General features: G+C 55.7%; 26 protein-coding genes and 1 pseudogene. 18 read left to right on the top strand and 9 right to left on the bottom strand.

Annotated elements, in window-relative coordinates:
• Window positions 1–100: 100 nt before the first annotated feature.
• From J3348_RS07370 to J3348_RS07315, 12 genes and pseudogenes are all read left to right on the top strand, one after another.
• Window positions 101–565, top strand: a complete 465-nt coding sequence (locus tag J3348_RS07370; protein ID WP_015538140.1) for a DUF3592 domain-containing protein — start codon at window positions 101–103, stop codon at window positions 563–565.
• Window positions 566–846: 281 nt separating this feature from the next.
• On the top strand, window positions 847–1,236 hold the full coding sequence (locus J3348_RS07365) for a hypothetical protein (protein WP_005923150.1): 390 nt from the start codon (window positions 847–849) through the stop codon (window positions 1,234–1,236).
• Between the two features lie 188 nt (window positions 1,237–1,424).
• Entirely contained in the window at window positions 1,425–1,835 is a 411-nt protein-coding gene (locus J3348_RS07360; protein ID WP_015564578.1) for a hypothetical protein, read from the top strand.
• Between the two features lie 438 nt (window positions 1,836–2,273).
• Complete coding sequence (locus tag J3348_RS07355; protein WP_005929376.1) at window positions 2,274–2,714, top strand: hypothetical protein; 441 nt, start codon at window positions 2,274–2,276, stop codon at window positions 2,712–2,714.
• Window positions 2,715–2,878: 164 nt separating this feature from the next.
• Window positions 2,879–3,013: pseudogene (locus J3348_RS14380) on the top strand (DUF4367 domain-containing protein); the annotation flags it as partial.
• A gap of 628 nt (window positions 3,014–3,641) precedes the next feature.
• Entirely contained in the window at window positions 3,642–4,028 is a 387-nt protein-coding gene (locus J3348_RS07345) for a hypothetical protein (protein WP_223382614.1), read from the top strand.
• Window positions 4,029–4,037: 9 nt separating this feature from the next.
• Window positions 4,038–4,577 (top strand): hypothetical protein, encoded by a 540-nt coding sequence (locus J3348_RS07340; protein WP_097775233.1) that lies wholly within the window; start codon window positions 4,038–4,040, stop codon window positions 4,575–4,577.
• Between the two features lie 90 nt (window positions 4,578–4,667).
• A complete protein-coding gene (locus J3348_RS07335) occupies window positions 4,668–5,006 on the top strand; it encodes a hypothetical protein (RefSeq protein ID WP_133300805.1) in 339 nt (112 codons plus the stop codon).
• Between the two features lie 48 nt (window positions 5,007–5,054).
• Entirely contained in the window at window positions 5,055–5,264 is a 210-nt protein-coding gene (locus J3348_RS07330) for a hypothetical protein (protein ID WP_097775234.1), read from the top strand.
• A 237-nt stretch (window positions 5,265–5,501) separates the two neighbouring features.
• On the top strand, window positions 5,502–5,807 hold the full coding sequence (locus J3348_RS07325; protein WP_035393314.1) for a type II toxin-antitoxin system RelB/DinJ family antitoxin: 306 nt from the start codon (window positions 5,502–5,504) through the stop codon (window positions 5,805–5,807).
• Window positions 5,804–6,124, top strand: a complete 321-nt coding sequence (locus tag J3348_RS07320; RefSeq protein ID WP_207698664.1) for a type II toxin-antitoxin system RelE/ParE family toxin — start codon at window positions 5,804–5,806, stop codon at window positions 6,122–6,124. The genes J3348_RS07325 and J3348_RS07320 overlap by 4 nt, the downstream gene beginning before the upstream one ends.
• A gap of 13 nt (window positions 6,125–6,137) precedes the next feature.
• Window positions 6,138–7,634, top strand: a complete 1,497-nt coding sequence (locus tag J3348_RS07315) for a recombinase family protein (protein WP_207698663.1) — start codon at window positions 6,138–6,140, stop codon at window positions 7,632–7,634.
• A gap of 624 nt (window positions 7,635–8,258) precedes the next feature.
• Here J3348_RS07315 and J3348_RS07310 read toward each other — a convergent pair.
• Window positions 8,259–9,128: a patatin family protein gene (locus J3348_RS07310; protein WP_005944439.1), complete on the bottom strand. Its 870-nt coding sequence runs from the start codon at window positions 9,126–9,128 to the stop codon at window positions 8,259–8,261.
• Between the two features lie 228 nt (window positions 9,129–9,356).
• Here J3348_RS07310 and J3348_RS07305 point away from each other — a divergent pair, with 228 nt between their 5' ends.
• On the top strand, window positions 9,357–9,950 hold the full coding sequence (locus J3348_RS07305; RefSeq protein WP_005944437.1) for a xanthine phosphoribosyltransferase: 594 nt from the start codon (window positions 9,357–9,359) through the stop codon (window positions 9,948–9,950).
• A gap of 58 nt (window positions 9,951–10,008) precedes the next feature.
• On the opposite strand, the gene J3348_RS07300 is transcribed toward J3348_RS07305, so the two are convergent.
• Window positions 10,009–11,898, bottom strand: a complete 1,890-nt coding sequence (locus tag J3348_RS07300; protein WP_207698662.1) for a penicillin-binding transpeptidase domain-containing protein — start codon at window positions 11,896–11,898, stop codon at window positions 10,009–10,011.
• Window positions 11,899–12,000: 102 nt separating this feature from the next.
• On the opposite strand from J3348_RS07300, the gene J3348_RS07295 reads away from it, so the two are divergent.
• The 5 genes from J3348_RS07295 to J3348_RS07275 all read left to right on the top strand — a co-directional run bounded on the left by J3348_RS07295 (window position 12,001) and on the right by J3348_RS07275 (window position 18,951).
• Window positions 12,001–13,140 (top strand): putative peptidoglycan glycosyltransferase FtsW, encoded by a 1,140-nt coding sequence (locus J3348_RS07295; RefSeq protein WP_207698661.1) that lies wholly within the window; start codon window positions 12,001–12,003, stop codon window positions 13,138–13,140.
• A 153-nt stretch (window positions 13,141–13,293) separates the two neighbouring features.
• A complete protein-coding gene (locus J3348_RS07290) occupies window positions 13,294–14,598 on the top strand; it encodes a UDP-N-acetylglucosamine 1-carboxyvinyltransferase (RefSeq protein ID WP_207698660.1) in 1,305 nt (434 codons plus the stop codon).
• A 108-nt stretch (window positions 14,599–14,706) separates the two neighbouring features.
• A complete protein-coding gene (gene ftsZ / locus J3348_RS07285; RefSeq protein WP_044954030.1) occupies window positions 14,707–15,879 on the top strand; it encodes a cell division protein FtsZ in 1,173 nt (390 codons plus the stop codon).
• 35 nt (window positions 15,880–15,914) lie between these two features.
• Window positions 15,915–16,454 carry a hypothetical protein gene (locus J3348_RS07280; protein ID WP_005944431.1) on the top strand — a complete coding sequence of 180 codons (540 nt, stop codon included), beginning with the start codon at window positions 15,915–15,917 and terminating at the stop codon, window positions 16,452–16,454.
• A 148-nt stretch (window positions 16,455–16,602) separates the two neighbouring features.
• Window positions 16,603–18,951 carry a diguanylate cyclase gene (locus J3348_RS07275; protein ID WP_207698659.1) on the top strand — a complete coding sequence of 783 codons (2,349 nt, stop codon included), beginning with the start codon at window positions 16,603–16,605 and terminating at the stop codon, window positions 18,949–18,951.
• A 65-nt stretch (window positions 18,952–19,016) separates the two neighbouring features.
• Here J3348_RS07275 and J3348_RS07270 read toward each other — a convergent pair whose 3' ends face one another.
• The 7 genes from J3348_RS07270 to J3348_RS07240 all read right to left on the bottom strand — a co-directional run bounded on the left by J3348_RS07270 (window position 19,017) and on the right by J3348_RS07240 (window position 25,722).
• Complete coding sequence (locus J3348_RS07270; protein WP_005944427.1) at window positions 19,017–19,598, bottom strand: hypothetical protein; 582 nt, start codon at window positions 19,596–19,598, stop codon at window positions 19,017–19,019.
• A 2-nt stretch (window positions 19,599–19,600) separates the two neighbouring features.
• Window positions 19,601–19,822 (bottom strand): PC4/YdbC family ssDNA-binding protein, encoded by a 222-nt coding sequence (locus tag J3348_RS07265; protein ID WP_044954026.1) that lies wholly within the window; start codon window positions 19,820–19,822, stop codon window positions 19,601–19,603.
• A gap of 96 nt (window positions 19,823–19,918) precedes the next feature.
• The gene (locus J3348_RS07260) at window positions 19,919–20,347 is read right to left on the bottom strand and encodes a hypothetical protein (protein WP_242702912.1); all 429 of its coding nucleotides are present in this window, start codon (window positions 20,345–20,347) and stop codon (window positions 19,919–19,921) included.
• A gap of 66 nt (window positions 20,348–20,413) precedes the next feature.
• Window positions 20,414–23,218 (bottom strand): SMC family ATPase, encoded by a 2,805-nt coding sequence (locus J3348_RS07255; protein ID WP_207698657.1) that lies wholly within the window; start codon window positions 23,216–23,218, stop codon window positions 20,414–20,416.
• Complete coding sequence (locus J3348_RS07250) at window positions 23,215–24,357, bottom strand: exonuclease SbcCD subunit D (protein WP_044954024.1); 1,143 nt, start codon at window positions 24,355–24,357, stop codon at window positions 23,215–23,217. Before J3348_RS07250 ends, J3348_RS07255 begins: the two co-directional genes overlap by 4 nt.
• 213 nt (window positions 24,358–24,570) lie before the next feature.
• A complete protein-coding gene (locus J3348_RS07245; RefSeq protein WP_207698656.1) occupies window positions 24,571–25,041 on the bottom strand; it encodes a peptidoglycan-binding protein in 471 nt (156 codons plus the stop codon).
• Between the two features lie 51 nt (window positions 25,042–25,092).
• Window positions 25,093–25,722, bottom strand: a complete 630-nt coding sequence (locus J3348_RS07240; RefSeq protein WP_242702911.1) for a stage II sporulation protein R — start codon at window positions 25,720–25,722, stop codon at window positions 25,093–25,095.
• Window positions 25,723–25,757: the final 35 nt, after the last annotated feature.

Genomic DNA, 25,757 nt, shown 5'->3' with positions numbered 1-25,757 from the left:
ACGGATGAAACAAAATAGGATTAAATCTAAGTATCTAAGGAACGTTGATTTCACGGAGCCGCTGATTACCGACTGTAGGATTTGAGGAGGATGCCGTTTTATGAAAATTACACGAGATAAAATGTTTTTTTCAAAAGATCTTATTCATACAATGGCATATGTCGGAATGTTCGTGGCGGCAATTATATCGGTTGGAGCGTGTAAGTCTGGTATTTGGGTGGCTGCGATATTAGCATGGATTGTAGCAGGTATAATTATCGGATTGGCGATTATTTCTGACTATAAAAAGGCAGAACTTTTGAAAAATGGAACAAGAATCATCGGAAAGGTTACAGCAACAAAACGGGTACATATAAAATTTCATATGAGTACCTACCACCTTGCCGATGAGGATGTAATCTATCCATATGTGGTACATTATCAGTATAAAGTTAAAGGTGAAACCTATAATGGAAAGTCGCAGTGGTTTTGGTTCAATCCATGTATTCCGAAAGGGGCACCAATAAAAATTCTAGTAGACCCAAAGAATCCGGCCCGAAGTACAGTTCTCAAACCAGAAAGCTAAAGATGGCTTTCAATCGAGGTAAAACAAAAAGTTTATCCTTATAGCGTGTTTATTTAAAAGAAGATTGCGATTGTGCTACAAATTTTCAGGAAGTTTATGTGCATCTATACGATTTTGAAAAATTTTGTGGACAAACGAAATAAATCAGGCTTAAATTTCGTTATCTAAACAAAAAAGCAAGGCGGGAAGGTTTGATGATTTGTAAAAAATGAGGGCATAAAAATAAAGTAGGCGTTTGATATTTCCAGCAATGTGGGCAGTAGTGAAAGAAGGTATAGAAAATGAAGAAAACTTTATATACATTTTTGGTTTGGAATTTTCTGTTGTTTGTAGCTGGTTTAAGTGATATTGTTTTTTATAGAAATCTTACATCGGTAGAAGGTATGACAATAAGCTGGACCCAGCCAGCGCTTGTAAGTATTACTTCATTTTTAATATTGCTTTCAATATATTATGGGATGCACCAGCTCCTTTTCGGGAAAAATTTTTATTTGAAACTGGAAATCAAGCAGGAAGACATAGATAAATTGCGAAATTCAATTTATGATTTTCTGAAAAAAGGCGAAATTGACCCCGAAAAATTGCAGCAACACTTGAAGTGTTTGATAATTGCTGAAGTTGTTTTGTGGGGTGGATTCATCGTTTACTTATTTATATCAAAGGGCTACTAATTTTCAATTCTAATAATGGGGTAAAGTGGTACGAATGAAAAAGATACAGAACTTTTTCTCGACGATTTTGCAAAAGCTGTGGAAAAGTTCGATAACTATCGTTTAGCATTAAAAACTACGGAAGCTTTACGCTGAAAGCTGTAACTTTAAGCAGGCCGGAAAGCTTATAATGAGGGTAGAACAGAAATATGACCAACGAAGATACCACTGATTTTGACGAGCACTTCGCTAAAATTTCGTCCTATATTGTGGACACATTGCACGGCGTTCCACTTGAGATGACCGAGGATGAAAAAGAACAATTTCGCATACAGGTTATTTCAAATCAGTATGCAGAACGGTTGCTAAGTGAAGCCGAAAAGACAGAAACGTATAGAGGTTTATCAAAAATTGATATTCTCCATACAGTTTCTATCCCTCAACTGGCTAGAACAATCCCACTTAAAGGTTTGAATCTCAGTTTAGAAAAATACAGAATGCCGGATGGTGTAATAATAGAGGTTGAGAGTTCGTCACATTATTTGGGGTCATTTAGTGAGAAAAATGATTCTTCCACAAATTGGATAGAAAAGATCATGGAGGGTGTCGGTATTCACTAGATGGATTCTCAAGAAGCATAAACAGCCCGCTATTTGCAGAGAATTCTGGAAGAAAATTGAAGAAAGCATCCTTCCGGCAACAGCACCCCGGACGTTTGTGAACTCTCACAACAGAGATCAAGAACCAATCCCTGCTTTGCGCTTACACCGTTTTGGTGACATTTTTTCTCCGTCTTGCTACAATATTGTGGATTTTTTCTATTTGTGCTTTGCTATTATCAACATCTAAAATGGAAACCGTGATGGAGGTGATTCCAATGCAGATAATTTCCTTGAAAACAAATTGAATGCTTTGGCAAACGGTGGCCAGTTCTCCATTTCCTACGACATCACGATTCCGTAATAAAAGCATTAGATAATGGGTATAAAAGCCACGATTCTTTAGAGTCGAAAGAAAAGAATCGTGGCTTTGTACGTTTGAATTATGGAGCAAGCCAAATGAATAAGAAATTGGAATTTTTTAGCAGTATGGCGGTTGCCTTTATAGTTTTGATATTGGTCTTTCTTTGCATTCGTTTTTCAGGTCAGGGAAAATTTGCTACACATGGAGGAACCAATCCGTCTGATGTAAAATGTATTTATACTTCAGTTTGGCCGGATAATGAATACACTAGGCTTATTTGTGAGCCGGAAAGTGGAACGATAGAATATATATTGGATGGTTCTAATGCTGGGTATTATGCAATCTTTTATAATAATATCTCTGAAGAAGAAATACAAAAATATATTGACCAATTGAAAACCTTAGGATACGCTGAAGAGGCATCGGCTTCAGAAAGCGTTTCGACAGGCGTTTTGCTAAGAAAAGATGAAACATGGATAAGCATTGCATACTCAGAGGGAGGATTTGGAATCCGGATTTCAGTAGAAAAATCCTGAATAAAAGAGATGCTGGGGAATCCCGGTTATCCCTATGATGCAGTGGAAAGAAAATGGATTGCTCAATATTGGAGGCTCCAACCACAGCTTCTTTGTTGAAATGTTAATCAGTTAGATACCGCCAGACGGTTTATTTAGAACGAGGTTAAGTTGGAACAGCCGATGCCACACTCGGAACAAACAATAGCGGAGGCCGTACAAGATATGTGCTAGTATGGGAGAAAGATGGCATATCACATACGATCATTGGAAAGATACCGCGTGAAGAGATTCTAAAAATTGCAGAGAGCATTTCCTAACTGGCTGAATTTTTGCCCACACGCTTGTAATTATTTACAAATGTGTGGACACTTTTTCGTTGAAGCGTCCAAAGCTGACAAGATTTTGAACTTTTTTCAAAAAAGCTGTCACAAACGCAGTGTGAGCAACGTTGACTAAGCAAAAGCTCCTGGGGGAGTGTACAAAATGGAGGTTATTCATTAATCAAAATGACGAAAGAAGAAATCATTTCCATGCTATCAAAGGAATTGAACAGTGAATGGACGAATGGAGTCACATGTTTGATGGTGGAAAATTCCGATAGCTATATTCCAGTAATAGTTCATCACAATAAAAATGAACTTATTGTTGAAGTAGGAGAACAAGACAAGAAGATTTACCGCATCGGACGAAATGAGCTAAATAAAACATCTTAGTCATCACCAAAAAAATCATTGAAATCAGTCACAATTTGACGCATAGAATATGAATTCAAACTTGATATGAGGTGATTCCAATGCAGAAAAAATAGAACACATATTTCGAAAATATTGCTACCATCAAACTGTCAAAGAATACAAGTCAAACGGTTCTTTGATTCGTTCTAAAACGGATTACTATCAGGCTATTGGTGGTTAAGTCACTCCGTTTGTAAGGAAAGGGTTGAAAATGGATTTTCTTAAACAAAAAGGGCCATTAGCAAGAGAATTCTGCAACACGTTGATTTACATTATTTCGTTAGTGTCATTAAAGCCTTCAAGCCTTCAGAGGGTGTTGACAGAACTTCAATGGAATGGGATGTGGTTCTTTTCTCTGGCATTTTTCGCTGTCATCTTTATGGAAATGCTGTCCGATTTTTTGCTGGTTACAGATCGCTGCACTGCATGGAAAGCATTAAATGGAAATGTCAGCGAAGCCGAATTTCACAATCTTCAGCAGATTGTCCTATGCGAAAATCAGAAAGTTTCCATTGAGAAGAAACTTGCAAGTACGATACTACTGGTTCTGATGATATGTGCAACTGCTGCATTTGTGTGGTTTACCTTTTTGGTATAAGGTTTTGTTATGAAAGAGATAATTATTATACCACATATTGGAATTGGACAATTAAAATTAGGTATGGCACCAGATGAGCTAGAAAATGCTCTTCTACAAATGAAGAAACAGTGGTCGAATTCTTCTGATGAAGCAATGCAAATGGAGCGTTGTGCTGAAACTGGTGATCCTAATTTGATAACAGGACGATATATGGATAATGATTCGTTCTTTCTGGTGCAGTATCGGAACGGAAAAGCTACTGAAATCGGCATCCAGAGAGAGTTGTCTAAAGTGGCATCAATAAAATTGTTCGGGCTGGATATGTTTAATACAACCGCCGAGTGTATTATTGATAGCTTAATGAAAAAGGACAACGTTGTTTGCAACGAAAAGGACTTGCAACTGGGAACGGAATATCTTTTCCCTGAAATTGGAGTCCGACTTTGGAGAGAGCGAGCATTTCATCTCAAACTGTTGAAAGACCCGTTATACATGGAAGAGATGCAGGCTGTATTAGAAGACGAATATCAGTATCAATACTTCCAGATGGTTACTGTGATGGGTTGAATTGCTAACGATCAATGGGATTTGATATAACTTTTCCGCTTGTAGTACATAGCGATGACCACAGCTATCTGCTAATACGGGTGAACTAATTTGAAGTATTTTATTGACGAAGATCAAAGAAAAGCCTCACACAGCAGCTGCTACTTGGAATTTCAACAAGGGCAGTATCATGACAAGTGCTGGCTTGACACATCTATTAGCATCAGTGATGAAGTATGGAATAGCCGCCATGTTTCAGATCTGATTCTTGAAGTGATTCCAGAGTTTGACTTTTATGGAATAACAATCGTTACAAAAGTACAATGGGATAATATTTTAACAAAAAGTCAATCGGATGGATGTACTTGCAAAGAGATTATTGCAGAAGCAGTTCCTTGGGCAGCAAAGTGTTTTGAAACGAATGATGTGTTCACTATCATAGGGATGTGAGTCGAACTTTCTCGGAGAATAACAGTGATACACAAAGGAGAGTGTAACATGAAAAAAATTCTTACAGCAATCGTATCGGTAAGCATATTTATTGTTGGAATTTTGCTTATACTTTGTGCGGACACTAATTTTTTATGGTATGCCTTTAATCAAAATGTTCGCCTTACAGTAGTTGCAGGGATTCTCATTGCACTTGTTGGTGGCGTTGGTGTGATAATGAATCTTTGGTGTATTCTAAAAGAATTGTACAGTAAATAGTTTATTGAAGGTTAAACTTCCAGTCTGCCATGGTCGCAGCCAAGAGAGATAATATTCAAACTTACTACTCAGCAAAAGCTAGGCACACTCCAAGAATTTATTATAGAGGGTGAATATCCCGCGCTTTGAACAATTTAACGATGAATATATTGTGCGATATGGAGAATTTCATTTGCGCGTTCACCTCGAATTGACTTGCAACGCAAAATACGTTACAATAAGACCGAGGTGATAACCATGGAAAAAACGATGACACTCAATCTTCGTGTCAACCCCACCGTTAAGCAGCAAGCCGAGGATGTGCTGAAGCAGCTCGGCATCCCGATGGCAACCGCCATTGATATGTACCTGCGCCAGATCACCCTGACTGGCGGCATCCCCTTTTCTCTGTCCCTGCCGAAAGCTCCTGCGGCTCTGAATGCTGACACCATGACCGATGATCAGCTTCATGCAGCCTTGCAGGTAGGCATTAAGGAAATTCAGAACGGTGATACCGTGGATGCGGCAAGCGCATTCGCACAGTTCAGGGAACAGCACAGATGAAGCAGTATGACGTGAAAATTTCTCGTGCAGCCCTCAGCGATATGGAGCAGATTTACAGCTATATTGCTGACCGTCTGCTGGAGCCTGACACGGCTATGGGGCAGTATAATCGTATTGCAGAAGCCATCCAATCCCTGAACATCCTGCCAGAGCGCTGTGCGCTAGTGGAAAGTGAGCCGGAGCGCACTCAAGGGCTGCGGCAGATGCTGGTGGACAACTACTCGGTGTTCTACTTTGTGGGCGGGGATGCTGTTTCGGTGGCTCGTGTGCTGTACAGCGCATCCGACCTTGTGCGCCGCCTGCGGAGAATGAAGTGAAAGGGGTGTTTGCATGACCGCCGTGATTTACGCCCGCTATTCCAGCGATAACCAGCGTGAAGAATCCATCGAAGGTCAGATTCGCGAGTGTACGGCCTACGCCGAAAAGAACGGCATTACCGTGGTCAAGCACTACATTGACCGCGCCCTTTCCGCCAAAACCGACAACCGCCCGGATTTCCAGCAGATGATCAAGGACAGCGAAAAGCGGTTGTTTGATATCGTGTTGGTCTGGAAGCTCGACCGCTTTGCCCGGAACCGCTACGATTCTGCACATTATGAGTACCAGTTGGAACGAAATCATGTCAAGCTGGTATCTGCCACGGAGCCTATCTCTGACAGCCCTGCGGGTATCATGGTCAAGAGTATGCTGACCGGCATGGCTGAATACTATTCCGCAGAACTTTCTGAAAAAGTTGTGCGCGGCATGACTGAGAATGTTCTGAAGGGCAAGTACAACGGCGGCACGATTCCCATTGGTTTTAAGGTGGACGAGGAGAAGTTCTTTCAAATCGACCCGCTGAAAGCTCCCTTTGTGGTAGAAGCCTTTCAGCGGTATAACGATGGCGCGACCATGAAAGAACTGATGAACTGGCTGAACGACAGTGGCGTGACCACCAACCGCAACCAAAAGTTCACCTACAACAGTGTTCAGAAGCTGCTGACGAACAAACGGTACATCGGAGAAAACCACTTCAAGGACATTGTGATGCCCGACAGCATCCCGGCCATCGTGGACAAGGACTTGTTTGAAGAAGTGCAGCAAAAAATCAAGAAGAACAGCCGCGCTCCTGCCCGTCACAAGGCCGAGGATGATTACTTGCTCACCACCAAGCTGTTCTGTGGAATGTGCGGCGCGATGATGTTCGGCGAGTGCGGTACGGGTAGAAACAAGGTCGTTCATCATTATTATAAGTGCGCCACCGCGAAGCGTTTCAAGACCTGCAAGAAAAAGACCGTCCGTAAGGAATGGCTGGAAGATTTGGTCGTGGCTGAAACCATGAAGCTGATTCAGGACGATGCCGTGATTGATGCCATCGTTGCAGAAGTGATGGAGTTGCAGGATCAGGAAAACACCACGCTCCCTTTGCTGGAAAAGCAGATGCGCGAGGTGGAGAACGGCATTGAGAATATGCTGAACGCTATCCAAGCGGGTGTGCTGACCAACTCCACCAAATCGCGTTTGGATAAGCTGGAAGCCCAGCAGAAAGAACTTGAGATTCGGATTGCCGAAGAAAAAATCGCTCGGCCACGGTTAAGCGAAAATCAGGTTCGTTTCTGGCTGACCCGGTTCCGCAAGCTCGACCCGAACGTAAAAAGCCACCGGGAAACGCTTATCAATACCTTCGTGAACGCCGTTTATCTCTATGATGAAAAAGTTTTGATTACATTCAACTACAAAGACGGCACAAAAACCATCACTTTCGATGAAATTGCCGCCAAAGATGCCCCAGAGGGCAATGGTTCGGATTTAGGTTGCTTCGCTCCACCAAAAAGCCTCAACGTATGAAAGTACGCTGAGGTTTTTGTTTTGCTGCAAAGCCAGACTCACTGGGCGGGCGGATTCGAACAGCATCGGCCCGCCGAATAGTCCGGAGGGCAAAAAAGCCCCTGCGGGGCTTTTTTAGATGCGCGGCTCGCGACATCCACCCGCGCCCACCAAAAAAACCTCAACGTATGCAAGTACGCTGAGGTTTTTGTATTACTGCAAAGCCAGACTTATTGGGCGGGCGGATTCGAACAGCATCGGCCCGCCGAATAGCCCGGAGGGCAAAAAAGCCCCTACGGGGCTTTTTTAGATGCGCGGCTCGCGACATCCACCCGCGCCCACCCCAAAAAGCTCTAGCGTATTTAGTACGTTAGAGCTTTTTATTTTGCTTGTGCGTGGGGCTCATAAATGCAGGTGGATTCGAACAGCTGCGGCGATGTCGTTGAAGACGGCGCAAAAACAGCCCCGATGGACCGTCAGGTTCACCGGGGCTGCTGCTATACCATGATTTTGTTGACGTTAACATTTTCGTGGTGCCGCGAAAACATCACATGTAGACCTTCTGGCTGCGCACCTGCGCTTCGATCAAAAGAGCTGCTTCCCCGTGGGGGCTATGCACATGCAGGATATCTGTTTGTGCCGCCGTTACTCTTCCGCTGCAGCTTTGGATTCGTTCACAAAGGCGGCAATCTTATCCACCTGAATTTCGGCAACGGCACGGCCGGTCTCGTAGACGCGGCGCAGCTGGACCGGATCGCGCTCCATGGAGCCGATCTCCAGCGGGATGGGCGGGCGGATGACGAACGCCTTGCCGGTCTGCTCCAGCATGGCAATGTGATCCAGCGTTTCGTTGTAGCGTTCGTGACGGTCGGCAACGGCTTCCACGAAAGCGGGGTAGCGCAGGTAGCGTGCCCGGATGACGGGCAGCATCTTGTTCTTCTTTTTCACAAAGCCCTTGGGCTGGGTCAGCACAATGAGGTTGCGTTTGTAGCCGATGGACTCGAAGAACCGCACGGGGATGGAATCGGCAATGCCGCCGTCCAGCAGCTGATAATGGCCGATCTTTACGATCTTGGCCGCCAGCGGCATGGAAGCGGATGCCTGCATCCACTGGATATCCTCGGCATCGCCGGTGCGGCATTTGTGATAGATGGGGTCGCCGGTACGCACATCGGTGCACACCACAAAAAAATCCATGGGGTTCTCTGCAAATGCCTTTGCGTCGAACACGTCCAGCTTTTCCGGCACGGTGTGGTAGCAGAACTGCTCACTGTACAGGTTGCCGGTGCGCAGCAGGTTGCCGAAGCTTGCGTAGCGCTTATCGTTGCAATACTGGGTGTTGTAGCGGATCACACGGCCGATCTGATGGGACTTGTAGTTGCAGCCGAACACCGCACCGGCCGAAACGCCAATGGCACCATCCAGCACGATGCCATGCTCCATCAATACATCCAGAACACCGGCGGTAAACATGCCGCGCATGGCACCGCCTTCCAGCACAAGACCCGTTTTCATATATGCTCTCCCCTCCTGTGTGCCGGTGCACAGATGCCGGACACACCTTATATTAACTACAGTATACTCGAATCTGTAAAAAGTACAAGAGCGGAAAACCTATAAATTTATCAAGAAAACCTCTTGCCAAAGGAAAGAGCATCCGGTATACTAAGTGAAATAAAAAGAGAAATATGCGCTGCAAACGCATGGGCATGGAAAAGATCAGGTTGGAGGAACTGCTGCACTATGAAGATGCTGGAAGATCGTATTCGCAAAGATGGTATCGTACGCGAGGGCAATGTGCTCAAGGTGGATAGCTTTATCAACCACCAGATGGACATTCCGCTGTTCCGGGAGATGGCAAAGGAGTGGAAGCGCCTGTTTGCAGGCAAGCCCATCAACAAGGTGCTCACCATCGAGGCCAGCGGCATTGGCATTGCAGCCATCGTGGCCAGCGAGTTCAACGTGCCGGTGGTATTTGCCAAAAAGTCCATGAGCATCAATCTGGACTACAACAACTACGAAACCAAGATCCAGTCCTTCACCCACAAAAAGATCTACAATGTGATCGTCTCCAAAAAGTTCCTCACCCCGGAAGACCATGTGCTGATCATTGACGATTTCCTTGCCAACGGCTGTGCCCTGATGGGCCTGCTGGATCTGGCCCAGGAGGCCGGCGCCACAGTGGAGGGCATCGGCATTGCCGTGGAAAAGGGCTTCCAGCAGGGCGGCGAGCTGATCCGCAGCAAGGGCATCCAGCTGGAGAGCCTTGCCATTGTGGAGTCCATGAACAGCGAGACCGGCGAGATCGTCTTCCGCGAGCAGCCGCAGCAGAATTAAACAAAAAAACATTGCAGCCCCGGGAAAGTCGGAAGACCTTTCCGGGGCCGTTTTTTGCTTACGCCCCGTCAAAGCTGTCACCGTCGGCGGGCAGGTCGGCAGCGGTCTGGGCGGGATCGGTATCGGTTTCCGGTTCCACGGCGCGGGGCACGCCCTTGTACACCAGCGTCTGTTCCAGAACCTCGGCGCACACCGGGGCTGAAAGGCTGCCGCCGGCAGTCGTCCAGCTGTGGGGTTCGTCCAAGCACACCAGACACAAAAACTGCGGGTCGTCGATGGGAGCCACGGCCACAAAGCTGGCAATACGGGCTTTTTCGTCGGCGCTGTCCAGCTTCTGGCTGGTGCCGCTCTTGCCGCCCACCCGGTAGCCTTGGATGCGGGCATTGCGCCCGCCGCCGTAGAGCACCACGGCTTCCATCATCTCACGCATGGTTTCAGAAGTTTCCGGTTTGATCACCTGCCGCCTGCACACCGGCTCTGTGTGCTGAAGAATGCTGCCGTCCGGGTTCAGGATATCGCTGACAAGATAAGGCTGCATCAGCCTGCCGCCGTTCACCACAGCGCACACGGCTGCGGCCATTTCCATATAGGAGATCTTGCTGCTCTGGCCGAAGGCGCAGGAGGCCAGCTCCACCGGCCCCATGCGGTCGGCGGTGTAGTACAGACTCTTTTTGGGTTCGGCGGGCAGATCGACCCCGGTTGGCTCCCGCAGGCCGAAAGCGGCAAAGTAATCGCAGAAGGCTTCCTTGCCCAGCCGCGCGCCGATCTGGATAAAGCTCTGGTTGCAGGAATTTTCCAGCGCCTGGGTCACGGTCTGGCTGCCGTGGCGCTTGTGGTTGGCGCAGTGGAACCGTGTGCCCGCCACCGAGATGGACTCGCCGCAGTAAAAGGTGGAGTTTTTGCTCACAGCCCCGGCATCCAGCGCGGCGGCGCAGGTGATGAGCTTGAACACGCTGCCCGGCTCGTACAGGTCGCTGACGGCCTTGTTGCGCCACTGGGTCTGCTGGGCCAGCTGCAGGGCGGCAGCGCGCTCGCTGCCGGTAAGGGCATCCACGGCCTTGCGGGCGGCTGCATCGTAGATCACGCGCGGCTGGTTCGGGTCGTAGGCGGGCGTGGTGGACATGGCCAGCACGGCCCCGGTGTTCACGTCCATCACGATGCCCACGGCGCGCGCCGCCACATGATGCTCCTTGACCGCATAATCCAGCGCGTTTTCAAGGTAATGCTGGATGTTGGCATCGACAGTCAGCCGCAGGCCGCTGCCTTCCAAGGGCACTTTTTCGGTCTCGTAGCTCTGCTCCAGTGTGTAGCCCCAAGCGTTGACGGCGGTGAGCACCACACCATTCTGCCCGGTGAGCACATCGTTATATTTCAGCTCCAGCCCGCTCACACCGGCGTTGTCTACATTGGTAAAGCCCAGCACGCTGGCCAGAAATTCCCCCTCCGGGTACCAGCGCTTGGAGTCCTGATTGATGCGGATGCCGGTGATACTGTTCTCTTCACAAAAATCCCGCACGCGGTCGGCGGTGTCGCGCTCCACGCGGTAGCGCAAAAGGCAATCGTTGGAGGTGCGGTCACTGAATTTTTCCAGCAGCTTCGCTTCGTCCAGCTCCAATATTTCCGCAAGGCCCTGCGCGGCAAGGCTGAGCTTTTCCTCCGGCATCTCGCGCGGGGAGGCCCGCAATGTCCAGCAGCTGCTGTTGGCGGCAAGCAGTACACCGTCGGCGCTGTAGATACGGCCCCGGTCGGCAGGCACCACAGTATCGCGCAATTGCTGGCCGAGGGCACGGCTCGTATACCAGTCGCCTGAAAACAGCTGCAGATACGCCAGCCGCGCGGCAAGCCCCGCAAAGCAGACGCAGCACATCAACGCGGCCACCAGCCGTGCCCGGGCATGGAATGTCCGTTCCGGCAGGGTGCGCAAGGGGCGCGGCTCCGGTTTTGGCATGGCAGGCACCTCCTTCTCTGGGCAAGTGTATGCGCCGGTGCGCCGGGGATATGACTAACCGGCACCGCCGCCGCGTACAATAAAGGAACGGAGGTGATACGGATGCACAAAGCTGCTGCCCATGCAAAGCGCGGCCTGCCGCTGCGGCATCTGCCGGCCATGGACCTGCCGTTTCTGGTGCTGGTGCTCACGCTGGTGGGCTTTGGCCTTGTAATGCTGGGCAGTGCCAGCAGTGCAGTGGCGCTGTACCGGCGGGGCGATGCCTTTGCCTACCTGCGGCCGCAGCTGCTGTATGCTGCGCTGGGCATCGGGGCCATGTGGGTGGCAAGCCGGGTGGACTACCATGTTTACCACAAACTGGCATGGCCGCTGCTGGCGCTTTCAATGGTACTGCTGACGGCGGTGCTGTTCATGCCGGAGTACAACGGCTGCAAGCGCTGGCTGGTGCTGCCGGGCCTGGGCACACTGCAGCCCAGCGAGATCGCCAAATTTGCGGTGGTGCTGGTGTTTGCGCATATCATTGCGCTCAACCACGACCGCATGGGCAGCTTTGCGGTGGGGGTGCTGCCCTTTGCACTGGTGCTGGGAGCGGTGGCGGTGCTCATGCTGCTGGAACCGCACCTTTCCGGCACCGTGCTCATTTTGGGCATCGGCGCGGTGCTCATGTTCGTGGGCGGCACCGGCCTCAAGTGGTTCGTGCTGGCCGGGGCGGGCGGTGCAGCGGCCATTGGAGCTGCCATCATCATTATGCCGGACCTTGTGCCCTACGCGACCAGCCGTCTCAGCTCATGGCTGGATCCCTTTGCCGATCCGCTGGGCGACGGCCACCAGACCATCCAGAGCCTGTATGCCATCGGCTCCGGGGGCGCGGCGGGCCTTGGCCTTGGCAGCAGCCGCCAGAAGCACCTGTTCGTGCCCGAACCGCAGAACGACTTCATCTTTTCCATCCTGTGCGAGGAGCTTGGCTTTGTGGGGGCCTGCGCGGTGATCCTGCTGTTTGCGCTGCTGCTGTGGCGGGGCATCACGCTGGCGGCGCATGCACCGGATCGGTTCGGTGCGCTGCTGGTAGTGGGCTTTGTGGTGCAGGTGGCCCTGCAGGCAGTGCTGAATATGGCGGTAGTCACCAACACCATCCCCAATACCGGCATCAGCCTGCCGTTTTTTTCCTCCGGCGGCACCAGTCTGATGATGCTGCTGGGCGAAATGGGCATCGTGCTGTCGGTGTCCCGCGGGGAGACATAAAACCGGGCGTTCCCTGCCATAAAACGACAGCATCCTCTGCCGGTGCAGCCACAAATGACCGGACAAACAAATGGCACAACTGCAGACAAAATAAACAAAAAGCCTTCGCGCCGCATAGCATGAGGTATCTTTTGCGGAACGGGGGCTTTTTGCATGGGCGGAGATCTTATCATCACAGGCGGCATGCCGCTGAACGGCACAGTACAAATCCCGGCAGCCAAAAACAGCGTGCTGCCGCTGCTGGCAGCGGCCCTTTTGTGCAATGGCACGGTGCGTTTTCTGCAGGTGCCGCATCTTGCGGATGTGGACACCAGCGTGGAGCTTTTGCAGGGTGCGGGCTGCACGGCCCGCTGGCAGGGCAGCGACATCACGGTGCAGGGCGTGCCTTCCACCTGCCGCCTTGCGCCGGAAGCCGCCGCGCGGATGCGGGCATCCATTTTGTTCTGCGCACCGCTTCTGGCACGGCTTGGCCGGGTGGAAACGGTGCTGCCCGGCGGGTGCCGCATTGGTGCAAGGCCGGTGGACCTGCATCTTTCCGGCCTTGCGCAGATGGGCGTGCACTGCCGGGAGGAGGGGGCAAGGCTGATCCTGACAGCGCCTGCCGGACTGCACGGTGCGGACATCACACTTGGGTTCCCCAGCGTGGGTGCTACCGAGACCCTGCTTCTGGCAGCAGCTGCGGCGCAGGGCGAGACGGTCCTGCGCGGGGCCGCACGAGAACCGGAGATCAGCGATCTGGCAGCATTCCTGAACCGCTGCGGCGGCTGTGTACAGGGCGCGGGCACCAGCACCATCCGGGTGCAGGGCAGACGAATGCTGTATAGCTGCAGCTTTGCGCCCATGGCCGACCGCATCGTGGCATCCACCCTTGCCTGTGCCTGCGCGGCGGCAGGAGGCCGGGTGGAACTGACCGGCTGCAGGCCGGAGACCTATGCACCGCTGCTGGAAATTCTGGCACAAATGGGCTGCAGGGTAGAAACAGAGCCGGAAAGTGCGGTCATTACCCGGCTGGGCGCGCTGCACGGCGCGGGCAGAGTGTTTACCGGGGTATACCCGGCACTGGCAACAGACGCAGCGCCGCTGCTTGCTGCTGCCATGCTTGCCGCCGACAGCGCCAGCAGCATCGAGGATGTGGTGTTTGAGCGGAGATTCGGCTGTGCAGAGGGTTTTGCGGCTTTTGGAGCCGCTGTGCAGGTGCAGGGACGCACACTGGACATCCGGCCGGTGCGGCAGCTGCAGGGCGCGTGTGCACGTGCTGCGGACCTGCGCGGAGGCGCGGCACTGGTGGTGGCCGCGCTGGCGGCAAGGGGACAGAGCCGCATTACCGACACCGGTTACATCGACCGCGGATATGCCGGTTTTGCACAGATGCTGGCGGAACTTGGTGCCCAAATTGAGCGGGAAATGCCGCGGGAAAGCGCCAGCGAGAAAAAAACACCTTCAAAAAAGCAAAATTGACTTGCATTCAGGGCAAAAAGATGATACGATACAGTTATATAAGTGTAAGCAGATAATTTCTGTGCGCTATGCGCAGTTTTACGATAAAATCCGATGGAGGACAAAGTTATGGCACTCATGCTCGATGAAGAAATGGACGAAAACGTTACGACGATCAAGGTGATCGGCGTGGGCGGCGGCGGCGGCAACGCTGTCAACCGCATGGTCAGCGACGGCCTGCAGGGCGTCGAATTTATCGCAATGAACACCGACCAGCAGGCTCTGGCCAAGAACCACGCTGCCACCAAGGTGCAGCTGGGTTCCAAGCTGACCAAGGGCCGCGGTGCCGGTGCAGACCCCGAGATCGGCCAGCGCGCCGCTGAAGAGAGCAAGGACGAGATCGCAAATGCGCTCAAGGGTTCCCAGATGGTGTTTATCACTGCCGGTATGGGCGGCGGCACCGGCACCGGTGCAGCACCCGTTGTGGCCGAGGTGGCACATGATCTGGGCATCCTGACCGTTGGCATCGTCACCAAGCCCTTCTCCTTTGAGGGCAAGCGCAAGATGGGTCTGGCAGAGCAGGGCATTGCAAACCTGCTCATGCATGTGGACAGTCTGATCGTCATTCCCAATGAGCGCCTGAAGATGATCAGCCAGGAAAAGATCACCCTGATGAATGCCTTCCAGGCAGCCGATAACGTGCTGCGTCAGGGCGTTGAGTCCATTTCCGCTCTGATCAATGTGCCTGCCTTCATCAACCTGGACTTCGCCGACGTGCGCTCCATCATGAAGGATGCCGGCTACGCACACATGGGCGTGGGCAGTGCCAAGGGCGCAGGCAAAGCCGAGAACGCCGCAAAGGCTGCCATTTCTTCTCCGCTGCTGGAGACCAGCATTGCCGGTGCACACGGCGTGATCATCAACATCACTTCCAGCCCGGACATCGGTCTGGAGGATGTGGAGACCGCAGCAGGTCTCATTACCCAGAGCGCACATCCCGATGCAAACATCATCTGGGGTACTGCGTTCGACGAGAACCTCTCGGACGAGATGCGCGTGACCGTGGTTGCTACCGGTTTTGACAACAAGAGCGCAAGCGACCTGCGCAGCAGCATCAGCAATGCAATGGGCGGCGCACAGTCCACTCCGTCTGCTGTGTTCAGCAGCGAGACTGCAAGCCCGGCAGCTTCTGCCGCAGGCGGCGCTGCACCGGCACCCACTGCTGAAAAGCCCGTGGAAGAGGACAACAGCGATAATGGCTATTACGACCAGCTGATGGCCATGCTGAACAAGCGCAGATAAAAAGCTGGCCGTCATAAGCAGATCAGGCGTATCGGATGGATCGGAGGGACACCATGGCGCAGGGCAGGCAGCAGAACAATGGTTCGCGGCAGCGCTGTGCCCAGTCTGCCGCGGCAAAGGCTCCGGCAGAGCCGCCCAAGGCGGTGTGTGCCCAGCTGGAGCAGATGAACCGAAAGCTGGCAGCGGCCAGTGCGGAAATTTTGCGCTATCAGACTCGTCTGTTTGCCTGTGAACGGCAGATGGCCGCGCTGCGGCAGGAAAATGCCCAGCTGGAAGCGGCCTGTGAGCAGGCGCGGCAGGAGGCTGAGTGCGCGAGCGCTCATGCAGAGCAGCTACGTCAGGAGCTGGCCCGCCATGCGGAAGCTGTGCGGCCTGTGCCGGTTGCGGCACATACGTCCCCGCAGCCGGAACCATCGGCAGCGCAGAGTCCGCGGCCGGAGCCGGAGGCCGAACAGCCCCCACAGCCCGGGCCGGAGGCTCCGCAGCCTGCTCAGCCGGACTGGAAGCCCCAGACCAGATTGGAGCACCTCTCGGTGGAGCTGATGAACTGGTTCGACGATATGATGGGCGCATGACGGAAAGCTGGATGACCTGCAAAAAAAGCAGATATGAGTGAAATGAAAAGCTGCTGCAAAGCGCAAAGCTGTTGCAGCAGCTTTTTTGTGGTCCGGTAGGAAACGGAAGACCCTGCGGCCGGAAGTACAGGAGCGAGGATCGGTTGAGATGGAACCAAAACAGAAAATACTGATCGTGGATGACTCGGAGATCAACCGCGCCATGCTCAAGGAGATTCTGGGCGAGAGCTACGAATATCTGGAAGCCGAGAACGGCCTGCGCGCGATCGAAATTCTGCGCAGACGCACCGATATCGCGCTGGTGCTGCTGGACCTGATCATGCCGGAAATGGACGGCTTTGATGTGCTGCGGGTGATGCAGTGCTATGCATGGCAGGAGGAAATCCCGGTCATTGTGATCAGCGCGGCAGAGGACACCCGAAGCGTCGAGCGCGCCTATGATATGGGCGTGGCCGATTACATCCGCCGCCCGTTCGAGCGGGTCATGGTGCTGCGCCGGGTGAAGAATGCGCTCATGCTTTACGCAAAGCAGAAGCGCCTTACCCGCCTTGTGACCGATCAGGTGTACGAAAAAGAGCACAACGGTGTGCTGATGATCAGCATTCTGAGCCATGTGGTGGAGTTCCGCAACAGCGAGAGCGGCCAGCATGTGCTGCACATCCGCACCCTGACCGGCCTGCTCCTGCATCAGCTGGCGCAGAAGACGGACCGCTACCAGCTGGACGAGAGTGATATCTCGCTGATCAGCACAGCGTCGGCGCTGCACGATATCGGCAAAATCATGATCCCGGAAGAGATCCTGAACAAGCCCGGCCGCCTGACCGAGGAAGAGTACGCCGCCATCAAGACCCACACCACCGAGGGTGCCAGGATCCTGAAGGGGCTTGCCATCGGGCAGGACGAACCGCTGGTAAAGGTGGCACACGCTATCTGCCGCTGGCACCACGAGCGGTGGGACGGCGGCGGCTACCCGGACAGGCTCAAGGGCGACGAGATCCCCATTGCAGCACAGGTGGTGGCACTGGCCGATGTGTACGACGCACTGACCAGCGAGCGCTGTTATAAGCAGTCCTACAGCCACGAAAAGGCCGTTGACATGATCCTGCACGGCGAGTGCGGTAGCTTCAATCCGCTGCTGATGGAATGCCTGAAAGAATCCTCGGAGTTGCTGCGCACAGAGCTGCAGCGCTCGGAGTATGACCGCGGTTTCCGCCACGAGACCCGCCGCCTTTCGGAGGAGATCCTGCACCGCGAAGCTCTGCCCCGTGAGGATCGTGCCCAGCGCCTGCTGGATCTGGAACGGGAGCGCACCGCTTTTTATGCCGAGCAGCGCGGCGGTATTCAGTTCGATTACGATATACTCAGCGGCAGCGTGACCGTGGTGAACCGCTACGAGGACCCGGTCAACCGAACCCAGAAGCTGGACTTTGATAAGGGCATGGGCCTGACATTTCTCCCCGGCAAGGACCGCCGCAAGCTGCTGGATGCCATTGCAGACGCAACGCCGGAAGAGCCGGATGCCGCATTCTTGGTGCTGATCGCGGTGGATCAGGAATACCGGCTGCACCGGCTGGTGATGCACACCATGTGGAGCCGCGCCGGTGTGCGCCACTGCGTAAGCGTGGTGGGCCAGATCACAGATGACCATGCCCGCCTGCAGGAGCTGATGCTGGGCGATGTGAACAGCGACCAGCCGGAAGCACTGCTGGAACGCCTGAAGGGCATTTTTGACATCGTGCGTCTGGTGGACCCGGAAAGCACCAAGGTGCTGAGCCTGGGCAAGGATGGCCGGCTGACCGAGATGCCCGGCACCTGCCACATGGTGTGGAACAAATCGGGCCGGTGCGAAAACTGCATTTCCAGTAAGGCCCTTGCCCGCAAGGAATCCCTGAACAAGATCGAGTTCAAGGACGATCAGGCTTATTTTGTCATGGCAAAGTATGTGGAAGTGGGTGGACGCGGCTGCGTGCTGGAAATGGTGTCCAAGCTTTCGGACGGACGCTGGCTGGATATGGGCGGCCGCCGGATGCTGCTGGACCGCGGCTCCAACTTTGACCGCAGCGCCTTTGTGGATTCGCTGACCGGGGCATACTCCCGCCAGTACTTCGAGTGCTTCCTTGCGGAGAGCGAACAGGTGGAAGGCGTAGTGATGATCGACGTGGATCACTTCAAGGAGGTCAACGACCGGTTCGGCCATCTGGTGGGCGATAAGGCCCTACAGAGCGTGGCACAGTCCATCCTGAGCAACCTGCGCCAGACCGATGTGCTGGTGCGCTATGGCGGCGATGAATTCCTGCTGCTGGTGCCGCACATCCGGCCCGGGGAACATGTGATACAGCGCGTGCGGGAGGCTGCGGCGAGTGCCAGAGTGGAAGGCTACCCGGAGCTGGAGCTTTCGGCCAGTGTTGGCGGTGTGTGCGGTGTACATCCGCTCACCGAGGCCATCCGTCAGGCGGACGCAAAAATGTACCAGAATAAGGCCGAGCGCAAAAATTAAACAAAACAAAGCCCGGACAGGCTGCAGTGTCGCACTGCTGTGCCTGTCCGGGTATTTTTGTTTTTTCAGCGCACAGCGCTGGTGCGGTGCTCCATCAGATAGGTGGCTTCCAGATCAGCGATGTGCAGCTTGACGGCAAGGGGATACTTGTCGTAGGCTTCCGAGATGGCAAAGCAGCCGCCCCGGGCCGCATCGTCAAAGCCGCCCATGTGCCAGCGGATGGCAACGGCCTCCTCGATGTGCAGTTTCATGAACCGCTCGATGAGGAACACGCTCTTTTCGCCGTGGCCGTAGGGGAACAGATCCTCCACGCTGTAGCTGGGCACCTTTTCCCACTGGCCGGTCGCTTCGTTTTTCACGTTGCGGGTGCCGGGCTTGTAGTAGTTGGCCTTGCACAGATCGTGCAGCAGTGCACAGATGGCAAAGGTCTCCTCGCTGTCGCCCTCGGTAAAAAAGGTGTCGTGCAGCGCATGGTAGACGTTCAAGCTGTGCATACACAGCCCGCCCTCACACGCACCGTGGAACCGGGTGGAGGCCGGTGCCGTAAAGAAATCCGTCTTATGGTCCAGCCAGTCCAGCAGCTTTTCGCTGCCGGGGCGGGTGATGTGCTGCTGCCAGATCTGCAAAAACTCTTCGCGGCCGCCCATGCTTACAGCTCCAGATCGTCCAGAAGGCCCTTGAGGATGGCCATTTCGTCGTGGCTCAGGGAAATGCCCTTGCCCATGCGGGTGCCGTCCGGGGACCAGTCGCGGATGTCGTACTTGGGTTCGCCGTCGTTCCAGCTGATGAGGTTCAGCTGACGCTCCCAGCCGCGGGGACGCTCCGAAAGAACTGCAATGCGCTGAACAACTTCATATTTGATCTCTGCCATGATGCAAAACCTGCCTTTATCTTTGTTTGCTACCATAATAAGGGAAGCGGACGCAGATTTCAACAGGTAGAGCAAAAATAATTTGAAAAATTTTTGTTAGCCGTAAGGTGCATCCTCACGCCAGTCCACAAGGCTCAGCACCTGAGAAGCATCCTCCTCCGGGGCCGGATGGCAGGAATGGGTGTGCTGGTCGGTGCTGAACAGTCCGGGTGCATAGTGGGCCATCACGCTGGTCTGCACATCCCCGGCCAAAAATTCCCGGGCGTTCTTCTGGTAACAGGCGGCCGGGGTGCCGTTGGTCATGGGCACACCCTGCGGGGTGCTGTTTGTGTCCGGGTGCGGGGTCTGGCCCGGTGTTTCGATCTGCGGCGGCACCTGTGTGCCGGGGGCAGCGGGGTCGCCTGGCAGCAAGATATCCGGCTCCCTGCCTAGCGGCGGGCTGCAGCGGGTGCAGCTGTTTTCCGGTGCGGCGGCAGTGCCGGGCTGGTGTTCCAGCTCGTGGCGGATAAAGGGCGTCAAGCTCATTGGAAAATCACCTCCGCCCATAGGATGCCCCGGAAAGATGTAACTTATAAAGAGGCCTGCGGTGTTTCACACGATCAATTCTACGGTAGAGCCGCCGGTGCGGGCTTTGCGCACCACAACCTGTCGGTCGATGCGGTCTTTCAGAGCACCTACGTGGGAGATGATGCCCACCAGCCGGTCGCCCTCGGTCAGCCCTGCAAGTACGCGCATGGCCTGTTCCAGCGATTCGTCATCCAGACTGCCGAAGCCCTCGTCGAGGAAGAGCGTGTCCAGACGGATGCCGCCTGCCGCGCTCTGTACTTCGTCCGAAAGGCCCAGTGCCAGCGCCAGCGATGCCTTGAAGCTTTCGCCGCCGGAAAGGGTTTTGACGCTGCGGCGGGTGCCGTTGTAGTGGTCGATGATGCCAAGGTCCAAGCCGGACTGGCTGCGCTGGTTCTCGGCACCAATGCGCTCCAGCTCGTACTGCCCGGCGGTCATCTGCATCAGGCGGGTGTTGGCGTGGCGCAGGATGCGGTCCAGATAGTTCATCTGGATGTAGGCTTCCAATTTGATCTTCTGTTTGCTGGTCAAGGTGCCGCCCGCCGTGGCGGCAAGGGCACTCACCCACTGCCAGCGCTGTTCCAGTTGGGTGCGGGCGGCAGCGGCTGCGCGGTATTTTTCTGCCGCAGCGCAGTTGGGCAGCAGCTGTGCTGCCAGCTGCTGTTCCTGCTCGCGCAGAGCGCTCCGGGCAGCGGTGAGCCGGGTCTGCCGGACCTGTAACTCTTCCAGCGGTTGTGCGGGCACGGCCTGTGCTGCGGCGGTCTGCTGCGCCTGCAGGGCATCCACGGCGGCCTGCGCGGCGGCCTGCGCCTGCTCCGCCCGCTTGAGGACAGCCTGTGCCTGCTCCATGCCGGTGCGCAGGGCGGTGCGGCTGGCTTCCAATGCATCCAGCGCGGCCTGTGCCTCGGCCCGCTGCGGGTAGGGCAGGGCTGCACGAGCGGCAGCGGCCTGCTGTTCCAGCGCATCGGCGCTGGCATTCTGCGCGGCGGCGGTGCTGTCAGCTTCAGCGGCGGCCTGTTCCAGTGCCGGGCGCTGGCGGCTTTTTGCCTGACGGTCGGCCTCCAATGCGGTGCGGCGGGCGCAGTCTGCTTCGGCCTGCCGAAGCGCGGCGACACACTCGGCCTGTGCTGCGTGCAGGGCACAGGCTTCTTCCGTCAGGACAGCGTTCATCCCCTTGAAGGTCAGCTGCACCGTCCCATCCGGGGAAGTGAAGCGCTCTGGCAATAGGCTCTCAGCATCCCGGCGCAGGGAGCGGCGGGCTTCGTCGGCTGCGGCAAGGGCGCTCTGTGCGGCAGTGCTGGCAGTCTGGGCCAGTGCATCGGCCTTTTCGGCTTCCTGCTTGGCGGCATCCACCTGCGCCTGCGTGGGGGCTGTGTGGGGCAGTTGGGCCTTTGCCGGGTGGTGGACGCTGCCGCACACGGGGCAGGGCGCACCCTCGGCCAGCGCCTGCGCCAGCAGTCCGGCCTGTGCGTCCAGAAAGGCTTTGTCCAGCGCATCCCGCCGGGCATGGGCCTGCTCCTTGGCTTCGGCGGCAGTGCGGTAGGCATCCTGCGCACGGTGGGCCTTTTGTGCCTGCTGCTGGCAGGCGGCAAGCCGCTGGTTCAGGGTGGTAAGGGCGGTGCTGCGCTGGGCCAGCTCCTTTTCCCGGTTCTGCAAGGCCAGCAGCCGGGTGGGAGCATCTTCCAGCGCGGTCAGCTCCTTTTCAGCAGCGGCCAGCGCTGTGTCCAGTGCGGCCAGCTGGGTGCGTTTCGCTTTGGCCTTGGCAGCGGCCAGCTGGGCAGCATCCCGCGCGGTCTGCTGCTGATGGCACAGGGCATCCAGCTCATCGTAGGCGGCAAGGGCCGTCTGTGCCTGCGTCACCTGGCCGGCAAGAACATCCAGCTGGGCGGCATCGCCTGCGTGGCGGGCGCTCTCGGCACGGGCAGCTTCCAGCACAGGCAGGGCAGCGGTAAGCTCTGCCTGCTTTGCGGCCAGCTGTGCGGCCAGCTGTCGGGCCTGCTGGGCAGCACCCAGCTGACGTTGTACTTCGTCCAGCTTGGCTTCGGTGTCCTTGAGGGCAGCAGCAACGGTCTCCTGCGCGGCCTGCTGGCGGGCCAGCAGACCTTCCAGCAGGGCAAGGGCCGTCTCCGGCTCGGTCTGGGCGTTCAGTGCGGCAAGGGCATCGGCATCCGGGTCGTCGGGAGAAAACCGGATGCCGGAGAGCAGACTGTCCAGCTTTGCATTCTGGGTGGTGCGCTGCTGGCTGAGGGCGGCGCTTTCGGCCTGCAGGCGCTCTTGCAGCCGGGCATAGCGCTGGGTGCGGAACAGCTTGCGGAAAATGCGGCTGCGCTCCTCGGTGGAAGCGTTGAGCAGCTTTGTGAACTGACCCTGCGCGATCATGGCGATCTGGCAGAACTGGCTGTAGTCCAGCCCGATGATCTCCTGCACGGCGGCAGTCACATCCTTGGCTTTGGTCACCGGCGGACGGCCATCGGAATAGGTGAGGGTGGCATCCGCTTTTTCGGTGGTCATGCCCTCGCCGCGGTTTTTGGGGCGCTGGTACTCCGGGTTGCGGCGCACGGTATAGCGCTGGCCGTTCACCTCAAATTCCAGCTCCACAAAGGTGGGTGTTTTAGGGCCGGCATACTTGCAGCGCAGCATGGTGCCCTCGCGTACGCCGCCGCTGGAATGATCGTACAGCGCATATGTAATGGCATCGAACAGGGTGGTCTTGCCTGCGCCGGTATCGCCGGTGACAAGGTATAAGCCGCCCCTGCCCAGCTTTGCCAGTTCCAGAACCGTCTCGGCGGCATAGGGGCCAAAGGCCGAAAGAGTGAGCTTCAGCGGTCTCATGCGTCCTCACCCTCCTTCCAGATCTCCTCAATGAGCTGCTGGCAGAATGCCGCCTGCTCCGCCGTCAGCGGCTGATTGTTCTGCAGCTGGTAGAACGCCGAGAAGTGTTCCAGCGGTGTGATGCTCTCGGCGCGCTCCGGTGCGGTGATCTCCTGATCTTCCCGGGTGCGGAGATTATCGTAGTCCAGCCGCATCAGGTTGGGGTAGATCACCCGCAGGCGGGCCAGCGCGTCCGGCACGTCCTGCTCATCGGTCAGGGTAATGTGCAGGTAGTCGTCCACCGCAGTGCCGTCGTAATTGCGGCGGTCGGTCAGCTCCATGTAGCTGCCGCGCACTTCCCGCAGGTCGTGCTTCGGGGTAAGCGGCGCGGTGGTGATGGAAACTTCGCCCTTGAGACCGAACTCCACAAAGGTGGCGCTCTTGTGCTGGCCTGCTTCCGAAAAGGAGTATTTCAGCGGGGTGCCGCAATAGCGCACGGCATCGCGGCCCACCTTCTGGGGGCTGTGCAGGTGGCCCAGTGCCACGTAGTCAAAGGCATCGAACAGGTTGGCATCCACGCTGTCCACACCGCCCACCGAGACTTCCTCGCTCTCACAGCAGGCGGCACCGGCTGCGAACTGGTGGGCCACCAGCACGCTGCGGTGGGCCGGGTCCGGCGGGCAGTGGCGCAGCACGCAGGCAAGGGCATCGTTGTAGCTCTCCACAGGCTCGTCCGGCCAGACATGCCGCACCATGGCGGGCTTGAGGAAGGGCAGAAGGTACACATCCAGCGTGCCGTATTCGTCGGTGAGGGGGATGGGCACCGGCGCACCGGAGAACACCGGGCTGACGTACACCCGGCTGCTTTGCAGCAGAGCAGAGCCGAAGGCGATGCGGTCGGCGGAGTCGTGGTTGCCGCTGATGGCGAACACCGGCAGCTGCCGCTCAGCCAGCTGGGTCAAAAACCAGTCCAGCAGGCGCACGGCTTCGGCAGGGGGAACGGGTTTATCGTAGAGGTCGCCCGCCAGCAGCACACCGTCCACGGGTGTGCTGTCCAGCAGGGAAAGGATCTGTTCCAGAATGTACCGCTGGTCGTCCAGCATGGAGAACTCGCACACCCGCTTGCCCAGATGCAGGTCGGAAAGATGCAGAAAACGCAAACGGAAACACCGCCTTTTCAGAGTTTTCTTTATTATACAGCAGGGCGGGGGTGGGGGCAAGGAAAACTCCCCCAGTCATCGCTGCGCGATGCCAGCCCCCTCGGGGATGGGGCCTTTGGCAGTGCGGAAAAGCTTCCGGTTTTGCCAGAGGCTCCCTCTTTGAGGGAGCTGGCACGGCGCAAGCCGTGACTGAAGGAGTTCGCTTCCCTTAAATCAGAACATCTTCTCCCACGTTTCTTCGCCGACCACGCCGTCGGCGGTAAGGCCGCTGCGGCGCTGGAACCGCTGCACAGCCGCTGCCGTTGCTGCGCCGAACCTGCCGTCGGCGTTCAGCCGTTCACCCAGTGAATTGAGCTTCTGCTGCACCAGACGCACCGTGCCGCCGGAAGAGCCGCTGCGCAGGGCAATGCCGGGGTAGGGCACATGCAGGCCGTGCTTGGCCGTGTAGCGGGTGTAGAGCACGTTCCATGTGTTCGCGCCCACCTTGCCGTCCACATTCATCTTGTTTTTGAGTTGGAACTCCTTCACGGCGTTCTCGGTGGAAATGCCGAATTTTCCATCGGCCTTCAGCTCGCCGTACCATGTGCAGGCATCGCGTACACCGTTGAGCCAGGTCTGCACAAGAGCTACGTCCGGCCCGGAGGAGCCGCGCTGGAGCAGGGAATAATAAGCAGGAATCGCCATAATGATCACACGCTCCTTTCGCCACATGCTATGCGGCGAAAGCGCCGGGCGTTACCCCACAAGCACCACATCCTCCCGGCGGGCGGTGCGCTGCTGCACCCATTCCACCAGCCGGAGCCGGAGGATGTACTCCCCGCACACAAGGTCGTTTTCGGCGGGCCGGGCGTAGCTGCCGCAGGCAGAGCGGCACAGGCCCGGGTAGAGCACGCACCACCAGTTGCGGCCTTTTCCGGCACCGAGATCGATGCGCAAAGCGTCGTACCGCCCGGCGGGAAGAGTGCCGGAACCATAGCGCCGGGTGGCAAAGTACATATTTACCAGCTGCACCCGCACCGGCGTGCGGATGTTCAGCTGTGCCAGCGCGTGCCGGGCCGTGAGCTGCAGCTCAAATAGATGCTGCGCCGCCCAGGCGATCGCTTCCGGCTTGCTCTGTGCCGGGCAGGCGGTGTCCAGATAGGCAAGCACGGCATCCCGCACATGGAGCTTTGCGCTCTGGCTGGCAATGGAATCGCTCTCAGCCCGGATGTGCAGGCGCAGGGTGTCGGCGCACACCAGCGCCCCGGTGTCCAGCTGGGTGCGGCCCCATGCAAATGCCTGCCATGCGCCACACAGAGCAAGGGCGAGAAACAGGCCAAGGCAGAGCAGAGCCATCTGAGAACGTGTAAGCATTCTGGATAACATAAAAACAGACCCTTCTTCTGGAAATGTTATCCAGA

It is taken from the genome of Faecalibacterium sp. Marseille-Q4896 (assembly GCF_017377615.1).
In the GTDB taxonomy this organism is placed as follows: domain Bacteria; phylum Bacillota; class Clostridia; order Oscillospirales; family Ruminococcaceae; genus Faecalibacterium; species Faecalibacterium taiwanense.
The sequence above is the reverse complement of the archived record's forward strand: the minus strand, read 5'-3'. Positions and strand labels throughout refer to the sequence as shown.

What these genes read in the sequence shown, in the direction of transcription:
- J3348_RS07320 (WP_207698664.1), top strand. Translation starts at nt 5,804, where the DNA reads ATGAAGCAGTATGACGTGAAAATTTCTCGTGCAGCCCTCAGCGATATG.
- J3348_RS07260 (WP_242702912.1), bottom strand. Translation starts at nt 20,347, where the DNA reads ATGAGCTTGACGCCCTTTATCCGCCACGAGCTGGAACACCAGCCCGGC.
- J3348_RS07330 (WP_097775234.1), top strand. Translation starts at nt 5,055, where the DNA reads ATGAAAAAAATTCTTACAGCAATCGTATCGGTAAGCATATTTATTGTT.
- J3348_RS07315 (WP_207698663.1), top strand. Translation starts at nt 6,138, where the DNA reads ATGACCGCCGTGATTTACGCCCGCTATTCCAGCGATAACCAGCGTGAA.
- ftsZ (WP_044954030.1), top strand. Translation starts at nt 14,707, where the DNA reads ATGGCACTCATGCTCGATGAAGAAATGGACGAAAACGTTACGACGATC.
- J3348_RS07310 (WP_005944439.1), bottom strand. Translation starts at nt 9,128, where the DNA reads ATGAAAACGGGTCTTGTGCTGGAAGGCGGTGCCATGCGCGGCATGTTT.
- J3348_RS07360 (WP_015564578.1), top strand. Translation starts at nt 1,425, where the DNA reads ATGACCAACGAAGATACCACTGATTTTGACGAGCACTTCGCTAAAATT.
- J3348_RS07295 (WP_207698661.1), top strand. Translation starts at nt 12,001, where the DNA reads ATGCACAAAGCTGCTGCCCATGCAAAGCGCGGCCTGCCGCTGCGGCAT.
- J3348_RS07355 (WP_005929376.1), top strand. Translation starts at nt 2,274, where the DNA reads ATGAATAAGAAATTGGAATTTTTTAGCAGTATGGCGGTTGCCTTTATA.
- J3348_RS07290 (WP_207698660.1), top strand. Translation starts at nt 13,294, where the DNA reads ATGGGCGGAGATCTTATCATCACAGGCGGCATGCCGCTGAACGGCACA.
- J3348_RS07280 (WP_005944431.1), top strand. Translation starts at nt 15,915, where the DNA reads ATGGATCGGAGGGACACCATGGCGCAGGGCAGGCAGCAGAACAATGGT.
- J3348_RS07325 (WP_035393314.1), top strand. Translation starts at nt 5,502, where the DNA reads ATGGAAAAAACGATGACACTCAATCTTCGTGTCAACCCCACCGTTAAG.
- J3348_RS07270 (WP_005944427.1), bottom strand. Translation starts at nt 19,598, where the DNA reads ATGGGCGGCCGCGAAGAGTTTTTGCAGATCTGGCAGCAGCACATCACC.
- J3348_RS07365 (WP_005923150.1), top strand. Translation starts at nt 847, where the DNA reads ATGAAGAAAACTTTATATACATTTTTGGTTTGGAATTTTCTGTTGTTT.
- J3348_RS07305 (WP_005944437.1), top strand. Translation starts at nt 9,357, where the DNA reads ATGAAGATGCTGGAAGATCGTATTCGCAAAGATGGTATCGTACGCGAG.
- J3348_RS07240 (WP_242702911.1), bottom strand. Translation starts at nt 25,722, where the DNA reads ATGTTATCCAGAATGCTTACACGTTCTCAGATGGCTCTGCTCTGCCTT.
- J3348_RS07245 (WP_207698656.1), bottom strand. Translation starts at nt 25,041, where the DNA reads ATGGCGATTCCTGCTTATTATTCCCTGCTCCAGCGCGGCTCCTCCGGG.
- J3348_RS07255 (WP_207698657.1), bottom strand. Translation starts at nt 23,218, where the DNA reads ATGAGACCGCTGAAGCTCACTCTTTCGGCCTTTGGCCCCTATGCCGCC.
- J3348_RS07275 (WP_207698659.1), top strand. Translation starts at nt 16,603, where the DNA reads ATGGAACCAAAACAGAAAATACTGATCGTGGATGACTCGGAGATCAAC.
- J3348_RS07340 (WP_097775233.1), top strand. Translation starts at nt 4,038, where the DNA reads ATGAAAGAGATAATTATTATACCACATATTGGAATTGGACAATTAAAA.
- J3348_RS07265 (WP_044954026.1), bottom strand. Translation starts at nt 19,822, where the DNA reads ATGGCAGAGATCAAATATGAAGTTGTTCAGCGCATTGCAGTTCTTTCG.
- J3348_RS07370 (WP_015538140.1), top strand. Translation starts at nt 101, where the DNA reads ATGAAAATTACACGAGATAAAATGTTTTTTTCAAAAGATCTTATTCAT.
- J3348_RS07300 (WP_207698662.1), bottom strand. Translation starts at nt 11,898, where the DNA reads ATGCCAAAACCGGAGCCGCGCCCCTTGCGCACCCTGCCGGAACGGACA.
- J3348_RS07345 (WP_223382614.1), top strand. Translation starts at nt 3,642, where the DNA reads ATGGATTTTCTTAAACAAAAAGGGCCATTAGCAAGAGAATTCTGCAAC.